At 33.2% G+C, this 16474-nt stretch carries 18 protein-coding genes; 4 read left to right on the top strand and 14 right to left on the bottom strand.

Annotated elements, in window-relative coordinates:
* Position 1: 1 nt before the first annotated feature.
* Genes LC454_RS00230 through LC454_RS00205 form a run of 6 tightly spaced genes read right to left on the bottom strand, consistent with a single transcriptional unit; the run spans position 2 to position 5947 of the window.
* Positions 2-2635, bottom strand: coding sequence for a hypothetical protein (locus tag LC454_RS00230; protein ID WP_223577842.1), 2634 nt, complete (start codon positions 2633-2635; stop codon positions 2-4).
* Positions 2636-2677: 42 nt separating this feature from the next.
* Positions 2678-3268 carry a hypothetical protein gene (locus LC454_RS00225; RefSeq protein WP_223577840.1) on the bottom strand — a complete coding sequence of 197 codons (591 nt, stop codon included), beginning with the start codon at positions 3266-3268 and terminating at the stop codon, positions 2678-2680.
* Positions 3269-3271: 3 nt separating this feature from the next.
* Complete coding sequence (locus tag LC454_RS00220) at positions 3272-3595, bottom strand: PadR family transcriptional regulator (protein ID WP_223577838.1); 324 nt, start codon at positions 3593-3595, stop codon at positions 3272-3274.
* Between the two features lie 17 nt (positions 3596-3612).
* Positions 3613-4362, bottom strand: a complete 750-nt coding sequence (locus tag LC454_RS00215) for an AAA family ATPase (protein WP_223577836.1) — start codon at positions 4360-4362, stop codon at positions 3613-3615.
* Positions 4363-4374: 12 nt separating this feature from the next.
* On the bottom strand, positions 4375-4992 hold the full coding sequence (locus LC454_RS00210) for a hypothetical protein (RefSeq protein ID WP_223577834.1): 618 nt from the start codon (positions 4990-4992) through the stop codon (positions 4375-4377).
* Complete coding sequence (locus tag LC454_RS00205) at positions 4985-5947, bottom strand: AvrD family protein (protein ID WP_223577832.1); 963 nt, start codon at positions 5945-5947, stop codon at positions 4985-4987. The genes LC454_RS00210 and LC454_RS00205 overlap by 8 nt, the downstream gene beginning before the upstream one ends.
* 209 nt (positions 5948-6156) lie before the next feature.
* Here LC454_RS00205 and LC454_RS00200 point away from each other — a divergent pair, with 209 nt between their 5' ends.
* The gene (locus LC454_RS00200; protein WP_223577830.1) at positions 6157-7134 is read left to right on the top strand and encodes a helix-turn-helix transcriptional regulator; all 978 of its coding nucleotides are present in this window, start codon (positions 6157-6159) and stop codon (positions 7132-7134) included.
* Between the two features lie 16 nt (positions 7135-7150).
* On the opposite strand, the gene LC454_RS00195 is transcribed toward LC454_RS00200, so the two are convergent.
* The 7 genes from LC454_RS00195 to LC454_RS00180 form a co-directional block, all read right to left on the bottom strand.
* Positions 7151-8914 (bottom strand): ABC transporter ATP-binding protein, encoded by a 1764-nt coding sequence (locus LC454_RS00195; protein WP_223577828.1) that lies wholly within the window; start codon positions 8912-8914, stop codon positions 7151-7153.
* A gap of 33 nt (positions 8915-8947) precedes the next feature.
* Entirely contained in the window at positions 8948-9664 is a 717-nt protein-coding gene (locus LC454_RS00190; protein WP_223577826.1) for a hypothetical protein, read from the bottom strand.
* A gap of 17 nt (positions 9665-9681) precedes the next feature.
* On the bottom strand, positions 9682-10623 hold the full coding sequence (locus LC454_RS00185) for a DUF6895 family protein (protein WP_223577824.1): 942 nt from the start codon (positions 10621-10623) through the stop codon (positions 9682-9684).
* A gap of 116 nt (positions 10624-10739) precedes the next feature.
* The gene (locus LC454_RS26335; protein WP_262903019.1) at positions 10740-10862 is read right to left on the bottom strand and encodes a hypothetical protein; all 123 of its coding nucleotides are present in this window, start codon (positions 10860-10862) and stop codon (positions 10740-10742) included.
* Positions 10863-10919: 57 nt separating this feature from the next.
* On the bottom strand, positions 10920-11042 hold the full coding sequence (locus LC454_RS26330) for a hypothetical protein (RefSeq protein WP_262903018.1): 123 nt from the start codon (positions 11040-11042) through the stop codon (positions 10920-10922).
* A 57-nt stretch (positions 11043-11099) separates the two neighbouring features.
* The gene (locus LC454_RS26325; protein WP_262903018.1) at positions 11100-11222 is read right to left on the bottom strand and encodes a hypothetical protein; all 123 of its coding nucleotides are present in this window, start codon (positions 11220-11222) and stop codon (positions 11100-11102) included.
* Positions 11223-12323: 1101 nt separating this feature from the next.
* Positions 12324-12593 (bottom strand): hypothetical protein, encoded by a 270-nt coding sequence (locus tag LC454_RS00180; RefSeq protein WP_223577822.1) that lies wholly within the window; start codon positions 12591-12593, stop codon positions 12324-12326.
* Between the two features lie 1537 nt (positions 12594-14130).
* Between LC454_RS00180 and LC454_RS00175 the strand changes: the two genes are divergently transcribed.
* The 3 genes from LC454_RS00175 (at position 14131) to LC454_RS00165 (ending at position 15716) form a co-directional block, all read left to right on the top strand.
* A complete protein-coding gene (locus LC454_RS00175) occupies positions 14131-14670 on the top strand; it encodes a TetR/AcrR family transcriptional regulator (RefSeq protein WP_223577820.1) in 540 nt (179 codons plus the stop codon).
* 38 nt (positions 14671-14708) lie between these two features.
* Entirely contained in the window at positions 14709-15236 is a 528-nt protein-coding gene (locus tag LC454_RS00170) for a DUF2867 domain-containing protein (RefSeq protein WP_223577818.1), read from the top strand.
* 222 nt (positions 15237-15458) lie between these two features.
* Positions 15459-15716 (top strand): transposase, encoded by a 258-nt coding sequence (locus LC454_RS00165; protein ID WP_223577816.1) that lies wholly within the window; start codon positions 15459-15461, stop codon positions 15714-15716.
* Positions 15717-15939: 223 nt separating this feature from the next.
* Here LC454_RS00165 and LC454_RS00160 read toward each other — a convergent pair whose 3' ends face one another.
* The gene (locus tag LC454_RS00160; RefSeq protein ID WP_223577814.1) at positions 15940-16365 is read right to left on the bottom strand and encodes a hypothetical protein; all 426 of its coding nucleotides are present in this window, start codon (positions 16363-16365) and stop codon (positions 15940-15942) included.
* Between the last annotated feature and the right edge of the window lie 109 nt (positions 16366-16474).

The raw sequence follows: 16474 nt of genomic DNA, 5'->3' as shown, positions 1-16474 counted from the left end.
ATTAAAAATTGTGTTTAAAAAATAGTTGTATATAACTTATGGCCATATTCCGAACTAAAACAGAGTTGAAACCATTTTCAAAACTTAAAGTAGAGTTATAGGCTCGGTTGTCGAACAACTCTAATATATCATCAAAATTCTGAGCTTCAATTCCGATTAGTGTTTTACCAATATTTCTTTCATAAGAAAAATTAAAGTTTTTGCGAACATATTGCTGCCCAAGCAAATTGTCATTATTGTATAAAAACTCAACTTTGGCATTATGCACTGTCTTTCGGTATTTTAAAGCAATGCTATTCGACCAATAATTGTAACGGTAATAATTTGTAGGAATCTCTACTTTAGTCGTTTTATAATTGGATGTCAATTCCAAATTAAATGGCGAATCTATAAGCGTTTCAAGTTTAATTAGTAAATTTTGTTCGTTACTATTTAGATCCATTGGCTTATCAAATGAATAAACCTCCATATTACTTTTCATTATTTTGTAATTAACATAGCTATTGAGCGGAAATGATGGAGAAAATAATGTTTTTGAACCATACACAGAATAAGACTGTTCGGTAATCTTGGGAATTAGGTAAAGCTTAAAATTTTGGATCCCATTGTCCAAAATGGAAACAAGTCCTTCTCTATAGTGATTTTTCTTTCTATTATAGGTAATATTGGCCCCATAAGAATACATTTTAAAAAGATTGTTGTGGGCATATCTAATCTCCCACTTCTCGTCAACTAACTGTTGAATAGGCATGTCTAGACTTCCAGTTATCAATTTATTATATGGTTGAAACTGATCAATTCCAGCACTTACATCGAGAGGTAAATAACTTTTGTTGCTGAATAGGTCTAACAGATCCAACCTATTTTCAAAACGTATTCTAAATTCATAAGGAAAATTAAGATATCGTTTCTTATCCCCATTTACCCCAAATTCAGCATCTTCGATTCCCAGCCTTCCTTCGTATCTAATTTTATCTAATACTTTCTGACCAGCAATTTTGAATGTTGCTTTCCAATTGTTGATATATCGCTGTATTGAACGCATTTCTTGATCCAAATATCCGTCAATTGATTCATCAAGGTAGCCGTAATCAAAATCAAGTCTGGGGGTAAATTGTTCTGACGCTTTATATTTAATCTGAAAAGTCTGCCTAATCTTTTCTCTACTATAAGGATAATCCATTAGACGAAAGAAAGCCTCATTTCCATTGTGTAAAATATCGCCATTAATTTTTGTATCTTCTTTAGACCAGAATGTCCTACTGCCAAGTATTGTTTTCGGAGTTATTTTAATATCATAACTTAATCTATTCATAAATTCGGCAACTTTCAGATTATTATTGGAAACAATCTCATTTGAAGCCCCTTTCTGCATGAATAGTTCCTCAATGCTATTATTTTTCCCATTCATATAATTCATTCCCATTTGATAGGATAAAATCTGATTGTTATTAAGCTTAAAATCAGCGATAAAATTTGAGAGGAATGTATTTGAATTGGTCGAGATTTTCCGTTCTGATGAATAAAGTAGATTATCATCATACGTACTGGCTTTTTGCAATGTGCTCATTTCCCGGTCGGCTGAAATAAAATAAATAGAGGTATTCAATCTAAAAGCATTTGACTCTTTTCTTAAAGTAAGATTATTGGACGACGTAAAATCTGATAATCTGTTTTTATCTGGAATTAATAGATCTTTTAGATATTTATCCTGAAATGAAGAAATCAAATCTTGGCTAACAAGAAACTTATTTATTTCATTCAGATTTAGAGAAGTCTTTCCCATATTGTTATTGGAAGACTTGAGAAAAAAATTAAGTTTTTCTCCAAAATATAACACCTCGGCATCTCCTTCGAATTTCCGTTTTATCCCACCTCCTATTCGAAGGGTTGGCTTGATGACATTTGAATAATCTTTTTTAGTTTTAATATCTAAGACTGTTTCCTGAACCTCATCAAAGTCTAAATTAAATTTGTTCTTATGGTTATTTACAATTTTCAAATCTTCAATCATCCGCTTTTCGATAGACTCTAAAGCGATCGCATTTTGATTTACAAAGGCCTGTTTGTTGTTGACTGTTATCTTTTCAATAGATTTTCCTTTATAAAGTATTGTACCATCTTCGCCTAATATGAAATTGACATTTTTTTTGAGTATTTCCTTTAAACTGCTGTTTTCAGATAGATTGAGTTTATTCAGGTTTAGACTTATTGAATCAGGCTCAGTATCTCTTTTGCCGGTAATAACAATTTCTTCTAACCTTGAAGAAGAGTTTTTCAAATGTAGAGTATATGAGCTGTGTTCTTTAGCTATTTGCTGAAGTTCTGCAGCCGCTAATACTCTCTCCAAAAATGCAATGTGTTTTATTACTAAAACATTATTATTAGACAGCAACTTCGGGATTGAAAACTCTCCTTTTTCATTACTCGAGCTGAAAGAGGCTATTCTGTCTTTCTCTTTTAGAATAACTGTAGCACCTTTTACAGGTGAATTTGAAGAGTCAACAAGGTGAAAAATAATTCTTTCACCCTGCGCTTTAGAAAGCAAAGGAACAGCCGATAATATTGCCAGAAGGAAGCAATATTTGGCAAGTACCCTTCTGGCTAATATTAATAAATTAGGGCCTATCATCATTTTTTTTACAACTAATCTTTATTTCTCTCGACAACCTTTTACTTATTCTGGTTTCATTTTTGAGGGATATCCATTGAGTGCCTCCAAGATAAGTTTGTTATATTCTTTAGGATACATATATCTTCTTATAGTGAGCAGATAAAGCAAAAACATAAAGAACAATGCAGGAGCAGAAAGAAATGCAAAGAACCATGGACCTAACTTATCTTCTAAATTATAACCAGAAAAATTCATATAGCCCAAGCCAACAAATTGATTTTCATCATAGAACAATCCTGTTTGATCTGGGTAAAAGAGTTTAAGCAGTGCTAATAGAAAAATAATAATCAAACCAGTCCAAATTATGTACTTTGCGCAAATCAATAGAAAACGAAAAATTGAACTTTTATTTTCAACTATATCCATTTCGGCAGTAATTGAAACTGAACCATATAGTTTATTTATTGCGTTAAGCGAATTAACTTCTTCGCCGTTTCTTTTTTGATTGAGCAATTCTTCGTAAATATAACTTTGTACTTCTTTGATAATCTCATACCTTTTCTTTTTCGGATAAGGAAGCATCTGTTTATTTAAATCTTCGATATAGTTTTTATAAAACTGATACATGTTTTGCGTCTTTAATAAGCTTTTCATATGTTATTTTTTTAAAGTTTTAAAGTAATTAGTAAGCATTTCTTCCATAGTTTCAATTGCCTTTCGGCCTTCGTCCGAAACCTCATAGTATTTTCTTGGCATGCCAGATTTTTGCTCAGTCCATTTAGCGCTTACCAAGCCGACTTCATTTAATCTGACCAGGATAGGATAAATAGTTCCCTCGGAAACTTCAAGCCCAGTTTCGTCATTTATAGTGACAAGTAGGGAATAGCCATATTGTCTTTTCTTAGCGATAGCTTTTAGAATGATGAAAGGGAAAAAGCCTTTATTTATCTGGGTTCTCCAATTTTTTATCAAATCTTCCATTGCATGTGATTTAAATTTCAAAATAGATTAAAATGATTACTTTCTACTGTCAGACTAGCTCGCATCAAAACTGGATTTTCCAATTGTATGTTGTCAAATCTGGAAGTTTTATATTTTCGTGCTTTCTCAATTGCCTTATGAATGTCCATTACTGGATTTATCTGCAAGACATCTAATATTTTTTCGATTCTTTCTCCGGTCGTTCCGTTAATAATCTTATAATCTAAACCTAATTCATAGTAAGACTTTACCAACATTTTATCCGATAAGCGACGGAAACCTTCACTGGCAGGACGATGACCATCAAGGACCAAAGGGAACTCAATCGGTAAATGTATCACCATATCGTAGTTTGATTTGGCATGTTGCTTTGCGATTTCACCAAATGCCGCGACAGACTCGCTGAAAATTTTCCATTTTTTGCGCTGTAGCAGCTTTTTTAAATAAATTAGATAGCTCTTTTCAGAAGGATTAAGACCTGCTTTGATTCTTGCGGCACCGTATACCCATTCGTTTAATGAACATCCATCAGAAATAAAATTGGTTCCTAAGGGAGACTCATTCACAATTCTATTTTCCAACCGCCTAATTCCCAACTCTATTAACTCATGACCACCGCATTCTTCTAGTCTTTTATTTGGCATTGACTTGGGTAAAATCTCACGCATAGTACGCGCAAAACTAAATGGAATGCCTGTAACATAACTAAGGGCTAATGCAATGGTTGTTTTTCCTGTGGAATATGTTCCTGATATGGCGACTCTCATAATCTTTCTTTTTTATTTGTTTAACCAAAGTTGCTGCTTAGCTCTTTCTATATAAGCTCTAATAGGACCTTCAATATTTATTTCTAATTCTTCGAGGAGCACTTTAAGAGCTTCTTCTAGACTGTGATTTTCAAGAAATACAATATTTTTACAATGTTCCCTCAAATTACTCTCAAGCATTCGAAAATCATCCCTACCCTCATTTTGGGTTTGATTTTTTTCAATTTTCGAATCAAAAAGTACGACACATTGATATTGGCGGCTCGAATATTCACAGGCAACTTTAAATAAACTGTTTATCATCATACTTTGATATTTTCGTTTCGTAGTGTCCCTTTCTTTTTTATAACTTTCCGACTGAATGAATATAAGATCTTGCAAAGAGCAACCATTTGAAACATATTGAACATAATTCTGTTCAATAATAACTCGCTCTATAAATGACGAGAAAGCATAGGTTAATAAATCTTGCCATTTGGCTTTATCAAAGCTGTTTTTAATTTTGTATTGCTTAGACAAAAGGTACGCAGGCTTTCGTTGCGATATATTAAATCCTAGAATATAGGCTAAGGAATAACTCATTATGGCTTGCTCTTGAAAATCAGTTCCTATAACGCAGATTCTATCCATCTATTTTTGTTTTATGTGCTATTTTAAAATATGATTTACATTTATCATCCGATATTGTATTCTCTACTGTAATACAGGACCACTTTTCATCTCCCTTATAAAGCTGCCTGTAATCCGTAAATCTTATATTATTTTGATAAGAAAGCTGACCATTGGGAATTGGATATGCTATCTCCAATTCCCTCAACCATAAATTATTACATTCTTCTCTTTTTTTATTTTCAATACTGTATAGAAGTATTTGTACCATCTGCCCTGTGACTGCTATGATATCTGTCAGCAACGTACTTTTATAAAAAGATCCAATGCCTCTGTCCCCTTTAAATTCATTTTGTATGAATACTTCAGCTGAACAAATATTATCATTTGTAGAATAAACGATCTGGCTGATTTGGTGCGTGCGCAGTTTATAACCTTCGCTATATAACCTATTGGTGTCTACCTCTTCGATATTTATAAATGGATGAATTTGTGTGCAACTACCTAGAGGGTGATCCACTATCATTTTAACCATTGTTTCGTTAATTTTCACTAATACTTCACTTTGAAAGCCATTTATCGAATTTTCACATGGCTTTGTAGTGTTAACCCGTACAATTGTCCTTGCTTGAGCTTGTGTTTCAAAAGCAATTGGCTCTTTGACTTTCATTGAAACCTTATTGATCCAAGAACGTGATATTTGATTTTCTGATAAACCAAGAGAACAACGAATAATATCTTCTACTAAACAGCATGATAGAGCTAAATATTCGATAGTGCCAAGATGATGTTTGTCTTTATCTAATGTATTTCGCTTGACGGATTCAAGACAATAAATATCTATTACTCCCTCAATTTCTCGTTGATCATTCCATTTTTCGCTACAAAGTGTAAATGATATTTTTTTAAAGCCATTAGAAAAATATCTCGTAGCGGGATTACCTAAAAAATCTGAGGCTAGTTCTATTCTTTCCATATTTTTTCAGTTTCTCAAATCTATCTAGTTAACAGTGTTTATGGAAATTGAAAAAAGTACAGACAAATTAAACTCTAAGCTTATACCAATAATTACACACAGCAACCTGAGATAAATATTGATATAGAATATTAATCAATGATTATTTTTTTGTATTATTGCTTTACACTAATAATTATATTTCCATTTGCGGAAATCAATAATAATTTATGAAAGTACAAGATCACCTTTTTAATACGTTGAAAGCCGTAATTCCTAAACAATTTAAACTTGCGGATATAATAGGCGAAATTTTACAATTAAGTCCGGATGCAGTTTATAGAAGAATTCGGGGAGACAAAGAATTAAGTTTAAGTGAACTATATAAACTCTGTAATCATTTCAATATCTCTTTAGATGCTATCTTGCATGTAAATACGAATTCTATGCTAACCCGTTATTCGTCTTTAAATCTTGATGATTTTTCCAACTATTATAAATATTTAGACGAGTTTGATAACCAATTGCAAATGATGTCTTCTGAGGAGCACAGCGAACTGTTTTTTACGGCTGAGGATATACCAATATTCCATTTTCTACAATTTCCTGAATTGACATATTTTAAAGTTTATTCATGGTTTCAGACTATGAATAATTTGAAGATCTCCTATGAAGACTTTGTAAAAAATTTAGACCAAGAGTTTCTCAAAGCAAAATATTTGAGTATTTTCAATAAGTACATTAAGATACCCTCCACTGAAATATGGACTGAACGAACCATTGATCAATTACTATTTACATTGGATTATTACTATGATATACAGTGTTTTGACGATCCTAATATTGGATTATTAATCTGTTCCCAAATTTCCGAATTAATTGATAATTTCAACTTATGGACCGATGAGAAGAAAAAAGGTCTACAAGGAGATAAATATGATGTTTACTTGAGCCCTCTTAATCTAGAAAACAGCTTCATGCTGCTAAAGGCACCAAATAAAAGTGCGTGTAGCCTGAAGCTGTTCACAATCAATAGTATCGTTACTTCGAATGAAAAGTTTTGCAAAGAAACAGAAAATTGGATTTTAAACACCATTAACAAATCGTCCTATTTAAGTGGTGCATCTGCAAGAGAGCGTTTTAAATTTTTTCAAAGTACGAAAAACAAAGTAAATAATTTAATAGAAAAGCTTCAAACAGGCCTATAGTATCCAGTCAGTTTATTTAAGCCGCCACAATTTTCTTATCTTGCTTAAACTGTTTATCATATAATTGGATGTAGGGTATACAGCCACTATTTATTAATGACTGATGGTCACCTATTGCTTCGATCTGTCCTTTGTGAAGCACAATTATTTTATCGTAATCTTTGATTCTTGAGAAATCATGAACAATTGCCATTAAAGTCTTTTCTTCTAAGATATCTTTTAGATTTTGATAGATCAGATGCTCAGACATTGCATCTATTGAACTTGTAGCTTCATCGAAGATTATGATATCGGCGTTCTTATATAATGATCTGGCAAGTGCTACACGTTGACGTTGGCCTCCAGACAACTTATTACCATTTTTGCCCAACGCTACATGTAAATCGGTATTTAATGAAGCCAAGATCTCCTCACAATTTGATATTTTTAAGACTTCCTTCAATCTTTTAGGATCAAGATCGGTTCCAAAAATAATATTCTCATATATAGAGCGATTGAAAATTTCAATATCCTGGGACACCACACCAAAAATTTTTCTATAGCTTTCAGGAGAAATAGTATTCACTTTGACGTCATCAATATAAATATTCCCTTCTGAAGGACTGATTAGTCCTATTAACGTATTAATAAGCGAAGACTTCCCGGCCCCGTTATTGCCAACGATCGCAACCTTTTCTCCCTTTTTTATTTCAAAAGAGATATTTTTAAGAATGTCATGACCATTTTCCTCGAAGGATAATGATAAATTCTCAATATTTATTTTACTTTTAAAGTTTTCGATCATCTCTTTCTTCTGCCCATGCTCATCTTTTTCATTTAAGATCTCCAAAATGCGGGCTGTTGCACCTTTCGATCGTTGGAGACTACCGAAAAAATTCGATATGGAGGAGAAAGCGTTTATAATAAAAACCATATTGAAAACAAAAGTAATTATCTCTGCAACTGTCAATTCGCCCATTGCAACCATTAAAAATGCATAGAACACATTTAAAACCATAGCTAATACCACTAAGAAAGATGTAGATAGCACAAAAGTTGATCTTATCAGACTATTCTTAATTGACTTTTGGATAACAGCATCGATTTCCTGTGAGAATCTTTTGACTTCCTGATCTTCATTACCGAAAAGCTTAATTGTTCTTATATGTGCTAGATCTTCTTCTATAATAGAATTACAGCTGGCTTGAAAGGCCTGAGTCTCCACCGAATTCTTCTTAATTTTCCCAGAAAAGTATGTTGCTACAAACATAACAAATGGAAAGACTGAAATTAAAATCAGGGTCAGCTTTACGTTAATTGAGAATAAAATTACTACACTAAATAGTAGCAGAAAAACACTATGGAGCACATCAGATAACTGAGTAGAATATAAATCCCTAACTACAAATACATCTCCCGACAATCTGCTCATCAAATCTCCTGTTTTATTTTTACGATGAAAGGAAAAGGGCAGATGCATATATTTTTTGAATAAACTTTTTCTTATCGAGCCAATCGACTTTTCTGCAAAATTATTGAAAAAATAATTTCTTATGAAGGTGAGGATATATTGTAAAATAAAGACAAATACCAATATGATAAGGTTTTTCTGTAGATCTTTAGAATCGAAATTCAATTGTTGTGTAGTTTGACTAAAAGTTTTACCTAAAATCGGCGGAAGTGTAAGCTGTAAAGCACCAGATAAGACCAGAAATATTAATCCAATATAAAATATCTTAATATTATTCCTAAAATGGGTAAAAATATTCTTTATAAAAATCTTTGATAGTAAAAATTTCATATTCTCTAGTGTTGAATTGATGATCTCCAAGTATTAAACGCTCGCTTGAATAACTTTATACATAACTGCTGTATCGTTTACTTTAGAAAAAGTAGCATTCAGGGTTCTCAAACAATCTAAATTTTTTGTCAGAAAATTAATGATGTTTAAATCCTTTAAATCAGAAATACTACTTTCACAATAGAAATATCCCTGAGTTGTCTGGAGGAGTCTTAGGTATTTTACTCCAGAATTTACAGCAATTGACTTATTACCAGAAATTTTTAAAAATCTCAAAAGCGTATTAGCTTCTATTAACTGAAATCGTTCAAAACATTGTATCATTAGGCACTCTAAAAATATAACATTTGATTTGGTTAAAGAATCTACTATAGCTCTGGCCTGTATTTCATTAAAGCTATTAGGAAGAATGAACGCTCGGGTAAACGGCACAATCTCCTCATTATTTAATCTAAAAAAATCTTCAGGAATAGAATCAAATTCATTTTCAAAAGTCGATAACGTGGAATATTTTTTTGTATCAGAGAGAAGATCATTTTGAAATCCAAGGTCGTAAAGTTCGATAAGAAAACTATTAATGTCATCAAAAGAACAGATTTTTGACCTAAAATTTAACTCAAACAAAGTGAGTTTTTGCTTGATCATTTCAACATCCGAAACAGTTCCATTTAATAAACACTCCCTTTCTAACAACGTGCTTATCCAGGCTCCGAAATTCATATTTATATTATTGATTTCATTATAATTCATGATCGTTAAATGGGGTTTTAATTTAAATAATATGTGAGCAATGCTGCTATTGACACGAAGGTGGTGTGATAATTCAAGACCACATCCCGATCCCTGTCTACTAAGGACCGTAATGTCGTAGATTCGACTAAAGCCCTCTGATAGGTATATGAGGCAGCTTCAAATACTCCATCTTCTCTTTGCCCTTCACATAGCGTATTTATTGATTGATCAAGCAATGGATGCGCTACATTCAAATGAACCATATTCATAACCAATTCGGCTAACAGATCATTATTCTTAAGAAGTAGGTTTTTACCAGTTAAATATAGTACAAGCTCCTGTATAGTGTTAACCCCCAACTCCATAATGATTTGGTTCGCATTTATCTTCTCCCACTCTGTGAGGTAAAATAGTATATGTGTAAGCTCATACTCTTCTAAACGAGTCATGTTCACTAAATTCAGCTGCCTTTTACCTAATATCGACTGCTTCGCTAAACTTATCTTTTCTTTATTGTCAAACTCGATCAGTTTGTTCATTTCCAGAAATGACTTGACTTCATAGTGCCTAAACGCAGAAGCAACACAGGGATCAAAAAGACCTGAATAAAAAGCTTTCAATACAATTTTGTTTAATAACTCATCTTCCGGATGAAGCTTGAGCATAATAAGTAATGCAACCTCCATAGGTTTAAAGCTTCTTTCATTTTTAAAAATACCCATATATAACTGTGGGCTTTTCAAAGTTTTCAAGATCTGTGTACTTAAGAATTCAATTTTGTTGAGCAATACGCTATTAAGATGTTTTTCAACTTTTTTTGCTGCGAAGACGATCAAGGTTATCTCAGCAAAACTTTTTTTAGAAATATGTTCTGGATAGTTTTCTTTTCTCTGATAAGGGTCAAAATAGTCATAGTTGTTTATAACCCAGTCAATCCCTTTCTCTATGTTCCTTTCAAAATTGGAAATGGTTCTCATATGTAAACTCTGTTTAAAGCCTTGTTCGTGAAAATAAAATACTATAAATGATAAAATAATTGGGGGTTTAATTTTTAATCCTCCGAGTCTAATGATCGGCCCGGAGGATTAAGATATTACCAACTGGCAATAAAGTACCAATCGTCTGTACCAACGATAATACCGCCTGCCTCCGCTTCTGAGTTGTAAACTTTAACATCTCCTCTGGAGTGATTCATGTGTGTGTTCTTCGTGTTCATTTTTTTAGTTTTAATTGTTAAAAATTCTGTTCTTAAATTTCCAGTCTACCGTGTTTATTACCAGCCGGCAATAAAGTACCAATCGTCTGTACCAACGATAATACCGCCTGCCTCCGCTTCTGAGTTGTAAACTTTAACATCTCCTCTGGAGTGATTCATGTGTGTGTTCTTCGTGTTCATTTTTTGTAGTTTTAATTGTTAAAAATTCTGTTCTTAAATTTCTGATCCACCGTGTTATTACCAACCGGCAATAAAATACCAATCGTCTGTACCAACGATTATGCCGCCTGCCTCCGCTTCTGAGTTGTAAACTTTAACGTCTCCTCTGGAGTGATTCATGTGTGTGTTCTTCGTGTTCATTTTTTTAGTTTTAATTGTTAAAAATTCTGTTCTTAAATTTCCAGTCTACCATGTTATTACCAACCGGCAATAAAATACCAATCGTCTGTACCAACGATTATGCCTCCTGCCTCTGCTTCAGCATTGTAAACCTTAATGTCTCCTTTGAAGTGATTCATGTTTGTGCTCATCCCTTTTTATTTTCTTTAAGTTATTATTAACAAGAACTAAATTAGCTACAATTATTTTTAATGAAAAATAATTAATTTAAAATACATGACATTACACATACACTTGTATTTAATAATACCTTGTGATACATGGTAGTTATATGAAGAGAAAAGGAAAGGTATCTTCGGTGTATGTCGCATGATATGCTTTTCCGCTATGCTACTTAGAGAATAAAGGCAGCAGTTATATTGGCCGTAACCGTTACATCAAAATATCTGATGTGTATGGGAGAAAGTAAATAATTCAGATTTTAATAGCCCAGAATTCAGAGTAATTAAAATCTGAAGCCGAAACAAGTAGATTCATTTGTGTATTTCAAAGCAATGAGTTCGTCATCACTTTTGTTGAACAGTTTTATACAAAATCTACATCATGTCTGGATGTATCTGTAAGAAGCGGAATATCCGAGAACTGCACAAAAGAAATATCAAAGTATCCAGAGTGGAGGTGGCTAAACTGATGAGAAAGGCAGTATGTCCATCACTAGCTAGTGATACAAATTGTATATAGCGGAGTAAAATCCTTTCGTCATTGAGCTTGGGTATAAAGATTTCGGGTAGTGGAATAAAAAGTATTTAAGGAATGTATTTGATAACACTATATTAACATCTAACAAATATTTTTGTAGAAATTTCAAGAGCCCTATGGTGTCAGCAAAAATTATAGATCGTCATATAAATATGTGTAAATATGTGGCTAAATGGCGATGAAGCAGCATTTAAACACATTTTTGATCATTATTATCCGCGCTTATTGTCTGCTTCAATCATATCCTGACACTGTCTCATCAAGTGTCGCAGCATCGGTAATGGATTGGATCTAAATAATATAACGACTGCCCAGAACCACCAAACATCTAATAAATTGACAATTATATTAGCTCCATTGTTCTTACTGACCATCACCAATAGCAATAACAAGATTATCCTTTTTTGAAAAGAAAATAAAATAGTCGTCAGAGGATCCTACCGCGGATTTATATTTAAGATTAAATCGTAATGTATCACCTTCAAAGTCTATACTATCAGTAGCACCCCCCATAATATCCACAACTTTATCGTAATGCATTCCTAATTCTATCTTTTTTAAATTATCGTAATTCCTATCTCCTTGATTTTCTGAACAGCCTAACACCATAACCATTAACAATAGTTTTTTCATCTTATTTCCAAGTTGGTTTTGTATACTTAGTATTTATATAACCTTGAAATACAGCCACAAAGTCCTTTTTTCTCAAATGAGAATTAGTAGGATGTGCTAAAAAATCAAAAAAATCTGCGCCAATTTATTTGAATAAAAATCTTGTTTATCAAAGGCACTTACTCTAGTTTTTTTGGTCAGAGATTGTAAGAACTCAACCATTTCCCCCCACATAGAAAAAGCAAAGCTATTTCAATTTTAATATTAGTGTATCTGTTCTAGATTTCATTTGCACAGTATTGATCATTCTTAGCTCCAGCGACGTATCAGACAACAGATAAGACTCTAGTGAATCGTACCTTTGGTAGTTTTCAAATAACTAAATCCTGCTTTAATCCACCTTTGGTCATTTTACCCTAATATATTTCCGCGCCTTTATTTTGAAAATTTACACTTAGATTGTAAGCGAATAAGTCTCCAAACTCTTCATTTAATTTAATACCATCCATATTGATTAGATAGTTCTCATAAGAGGTGTTATTTTAAAAATGTGATCTTCATCATGTTCATTATCCAATGACCAATAATCTATCAATTCAACAAAGTATCTTTTATCCATTGATAACATCGCTCTAATTCTATCTCCTCGCCCATCAATAAGCTCCTGCTTCCCTTGCCAGAATAAAGGAAACAAAAACCAGTAATAAGCCAACAATTACGGAGGCCAAGCCATCCAGCTCGGGAATTTGAAGCGAATGGCTCAGCCCCATCATAACTATAACTCACCATAAAAATTATTGTCAACTTTGTATATGTGATTGATTTTATCTTTTTCACACCTTCCTACCAGCGTACCGTCCTCTTGGGCGGTCAAAAAGACTTTACCATACAGCCTCTTTTTATACAGTTTACCGACCTTCTATCTAATCGTAAAGTTCCACACTGAATTACGTCGGAGCGTTAAATGAGTTCCCTCATCCAATAAAACTTATTTACTAAAGATGTTTGACGATGAAAACTGATGTTGCAAAAAAAGGATTGATATACCTTGATAATGTGTGTCATGACCCACATCTTAATGTATGGCATATCTGTTTGCTACTTGCAATTGCCCGCCCTGCATACCGTCAAAATGAAAGTAAAATTATAAGGGTAAGCTGAAGTAAACTAATTTGAGAACTCTTGTATAGGTAACTAGCGTATGATAACGATTTCAAAAATTTTTCCAGTGGAAAATTTTTGAAATTTGTATTTGATTTGGTTTGAAATCAAAACATACTATCTTTGAAGCAGTTGCGCACGTTTTTCTGCTAAACACCCATAGACTTCCATTCTAACTGTATTTGGGATTTATGAATTTCTCTACCGTAAATCAAAAAGTAGTTTAATTTCGGTTCATGAGGCCGGTCTAAACTAATCGCATATTTCTGCTTCAATTTAAGCAATTGTTAGTTAAAATATAATATATTTGCATACCATAAGGTATGGTATGATATATCAATGCAAAAAGAAATGAAGAAGTGGAATTATTCTAAAATCGGAGCATAATCAATAGATCATGAAAAAAATAGAAAAAACAGATTGGTTTGAAGATGGAATGAAAGTCCTGAAAAGAGAAGGTTTCCACCGAATCACCATAGACAATCTTTGCAAGTCCTTAAAAGTAACCAAAGGATCATTCTACCACCATTTTAAAAATACGGAGGGCTACATTGAAGCATTAATGAAATATTGGCAGAATAAGAATACACTTGAATTTATTAAATATACTGAGGAACAATCTGATATTCAGACAAAATACTTCATACTGAATGATTTGGCTGGCTCCTCATCCCATAAAATCGAGCAGGTGATCCGTGCGTGGAGCTTCTCGAATGAAACTGTCAAAGAATATGTAAAACAGGTTGACAATATGAGAATGGAATATCTTACTGATTTAAATATTCAAAAAGGAATAGATCCAAAACAAGCTAGAAATTCCGCAATCGTGCAATATGGAACGTTAATAGGAATACAACAATTACTTCCTGATATATCAAAAGATAAGTTTAATGAGTTATATCAAATTCTTATCAAAGATAAAACAGATAACGAATAAAAAGGTTTAATGGTAGGTAATCATTTTGAGATAATCGTATGAATTTAAAAGTAAATAAGGTTAATTTAAATAAGGAATTATTAGTTAATAAATATCTTCCAGCAAATTATGCTGATGCCTTTGAATGTATTACTCCGATTGCTAATCATGTAACTCCAGACAACTTGCAGGTCGCTTTTTGGGGATCAGAAAAAAGTTGGATAAAAGCATTATTCAAATTGCGTAACATGCTGGTCAAACCTTTTGGTTTAAAGACATCAAAAAAAGAAAGTACTAGCAGTATTGCAATGTGTATAGAAAAAGGTAATGGCCATCATATTGCTTCTGTTTCGGATAGGTCTCCAAATGAAACCATTCTTTTATTGGATGATAGGCATTTGAAGGCGTATATATCAATTTCGATAGTAGACGCAGAAGACGACCTGAAAAGAGTCACTGTATGCACTATTGTCCACTTTCATAACTGGTTTGGATATCTCTATTTTTATTCAATTGAACTTTTTCACAGCATAGTGGTAAAACATATGCTTAAACGTTCGATTCGCGCTAACCTGCAAAAAAACTAAGATTATCCTCTCTAAATCTTATAGCAAATTAGGGAATAACATGTAAGATTGAAAATCGGAGTAGTAGTCAAAATATGAAACTTGTATATTTTATAACACGAGACTGTAACGTGAACTGTGTCAGAGGAATAATTCAATAAGATTATTTATATTCAATTATTCAAATGACACGGTCATGAAAGAAAAGACCCATGCGACTTTGAACGCTTCAAGACAGTAGCTATGCAAGGTCTTTACGAAGGTGAAAGTTTGTCTCCCAATGATGGCGTTCTAGCACCATTAATGAAGCATCTGTTGGAATCGATGATGGATGGCGAACTGGAAAACCACTTGAACGAAGAGAAAGCTTCGAGCAATAGCAACCGTCGCAATGGCAAAACAAAAAAGACAGTCCGAGGTCTCAATACCGGCACTTTTGAATTGGAAATAGGCCGGGACAGATCGGGAACGTTCGAGCCTAAAGTAATTAATCATCACTGAACAGCTTGAGGGACACGTGCTGAGCATGCATGCCAAAGGAATGAGCATGCGGGCAATAAGTGAGTTTATCCGCGAAAATTAATAAATCGATGGAGACTGTATACTGAATTAATTTATTTACTTTTTATTTGTTTTACATAATATTCGTAGCTTTAATATAGCTATTATTGGTTTGTGAGTATTTGCCCCTAAATTTAGACAAAACCCTTATTATTAGGGAGATTCACATTTTGTATCGGATAATATCTCCATTCTCATCTTTCAATAGCAGATAGAAATTATTGGATTGTGGATCATAACAACTAAACCGAGCATATAAGGCTCCATCGGGAACAGTTATTTCCTGATTGGTGATAACAATATCTATCTGCGGATAAGCTGATAGAAAGGCCGCAGCTCCATTATTGCTATAAAATGCAATCCTACTGCCTTGATTACCAAATCGGCCATTGTAAAGAATCTTCTTAGCGCCCATCAGATCCACATAGCTACTGACACCCCAGAGCGCTGTTGCTGCTGAAGTAGTTCCCGATGCATTGATCATAGCGGACATTGTCAAGGACGGGATCACCTTCGAAGGGCTCTGATCAGCGGTTGATGGGTAATAAACGATTGGCTCAGGGGTATCTCCTTTTTTGTAATAGCCCAATAAAGAAACATGTGTATGTAAGCGGCATCGGGGAGATACCGAAAAGTCATATTATAAATGCACAAATGAGAAGAAATTGGATTCAGCTCCGCGGGAAAGATCCCGCTTC

Source organism: Sphingobacterium sp. GVS05A (assembly GCF_019969845.1).
Taxonomy (GTDB): Bacteria; Bacteroidota; Bacteroidia; order Sphingobacteriales; family Sphingobacteriaceae; genus Sphingobacterium.
This window is presented reverse-complemented; position numbering and strand designations above follow the sequence as displayed.